Source organism: Fusibacter bizertensis (genome assembly GCF_029914245.1).
Classification (GTDB): domain Bacteria; phylum Bacillota; class Clostridia; order Peptostreptococcales; family Acidaminobacteraceae; genus Fusibacter_C; species Fusibacter_C bizertensis.
Window position 1 is genome coordinate 1 of sequence record NZ_JARYZI010000026.1, and the last position, 1,924, is coordinate 1,924.

Annotated in this window: 2 protein-coding genes; both read left to right on the forward strand. The window is 38.7% G+C overall.

What is annotated here, in order from left to right; all coding sequences use genetic code 11:
* Window positions 1-1,070 (forward strand): Mu transposase domain-containing protein (locus QE109_RS17480; protein WP_281095837.1); only part of this gene is annotated, 1,070 nt, incomplete at its 5' end.
* Window positions 1,063-1,830 (forward strand): IS21-like element helper ATPase IstB, encoded by a 768-nt coding sequence (istB, locus tag QE109_RS17485; protein ID WP_281095838.1) that lies wholly within the window; start codon window positions 1,063-1,065, stop codon window positions 1,828-1,830. The genes QE109_RS17480 and istB, both read left to right, overlap by 8 nt.
* Window positions 1,831-1,924 lie beyond the last annotated feature (94 nt).

Below are 1,924 nucleotides of genomic sequence, written 5' to 3' on the forward strand. Positions count from 1 at the left end.
CATACATTTTTGTAGCAGTGCTGCCATTTAGTCAGTATGCATATGTCGAAGCGTTTCCATCAATGAAACAAGAGAGTTGGATAGCTGCTCACGTCAATATGTTTCAATTTTTTTGCGGTGTATCAAGAATTCTGGTTCCTGACAATCTCAAAACTGGTGTCATAAAAACAGATTGGCATAATCCAGAGATTAACAAAGTTTATCGAGAGATGTCTGAGCATTATAACACCGCGATTATACCAGCACGCGTTCGTAAACCTAAAGATAAAGCGTCTGTTGAAAGTACTGTTGGCAACATTTCTACATGGATTATCGCTGCGCTTAGAAACGAAAAATTCTTCACATTGACAGAACTAAACAAATCCATTAGATCAAAACTCATTAACTTTAACAGCAAGCCATTTCAAAAGAAAGAAGGGAGTAGACTCAGCATCTTTCTTGGCGAAGAAAAATCCATGCTGTTACCGTTACCTGCCACTCCCTTTGAACTCGCGACTTGGAAACAAGCCACCGTTCAATTTAATTATCACATACAAGTGGAGAAAATTCACTATTCAGTGCCCCATGAGTATATCAAGTATGTAGTGGATGTCAGAATAACGAAAAATGTGATTGAAGTTTTTTATAATAATCACAGGCTTTGTTCTCACCCAAGACTATATGGTCATATCGGCCAATATAGCACCATGGAAGAACATATGCCTGAAGATCATCAAAAGTATCTCAAGTGGAATTCTAGTCGTTTTATTGCTTGGGCAGAAAAGGTTGGCCCAAGCACAACGATAACAATTAAATCTATTTTAGCCTCCTATCGTGTAGAGGAACAGGGTTATAAAAGTTGCATGGGACTACTTAAGTTAGCTGATAAATATTCACTCAGCAGACTTGAAGCAGCTTGTGCAAGGGTGTTGTATTATACACCCCATCCGAGTTATAAGAGCGTTAAATCAATTCTTACGACCGGACAGGACAAACTGACCATTGAAACTAAAAAACACGATATTGATGAAACTGAAGCTTTTGGGTTCACCCGAGGCGCAGAATATTATGGAGGTAAGAAAAATGACTAACGAATCCACAATGAACAAACTCATAGAGATGCGTTTTACAGCCATGGCAGATGCTTTTCGTATCCAACTCAGTGATAATGCTTTAAACCATTTGTCGTTTGAAGAACGGCTTGGACTTCTAGTTGACGTAGAATACACTAGCAGAAAGAACAACAAATTTCATCGTTTGATTAAGTTGGCCAAATTTGATCAACCACACGCATCTGTTTCAGATATCAATTATTCATCAGGTCGAATGCTCAACAAAGCTCAAATTCAGAAGCTATCAACCTGTGAATACATTCATGAAGCTCATAATGTCATCATCATGGGCGCTACAGGCGCAGGTAAATCATATTTATCCTGTGCCTTGGGCATGGAAGCTTGTAAAAGGTTTTATTCTGTGAAATATATCAGGCTTCCAGAGTTGGTCACTGATCTTGCTATTGCAAGAGGTGAAGGCAACTATAAGAAAATCTTCAGCCAATACAAGAAGGTTCAACTTTTGGTTATCGATGAATGGATGCTCGTAAATTTGACTGAAAATGAAGCTCGTGATGTTCTGGAAATAGTTCAGGCACGTCACAAAAGGACCTCTACAATCTTCTGTTCACAGTTTTCTCCTGCTGGATGGCATAAAAAAATCGGTGAAACAGCTTTAGCTGATGCTATTTTAGACAGAATCGTTCACGATTCATATACAATTGAAATCCAAAGCAAGGATGGTAAAGCTGACCAATCTATGCGAGAAGTATATGGGTTAAAAAATTCAAAAGCGTAAATGATCTACCACCGGAACCGTTGGTTCCATTTTCCGGATTGGGTGGTCAACACCCACCGGAATCGGTGGTCTTATTAAAAAGAATATTCATTTA

Bases quoted from the DNA above. Each gene is read 5' to 3' on its own strand.
- istB (WP_281095838.1), top strand. From the start codon at position 1,063: ATGACTAACGAATCCACAATGAACAAACTCATAGAGATGCGTTTTACA.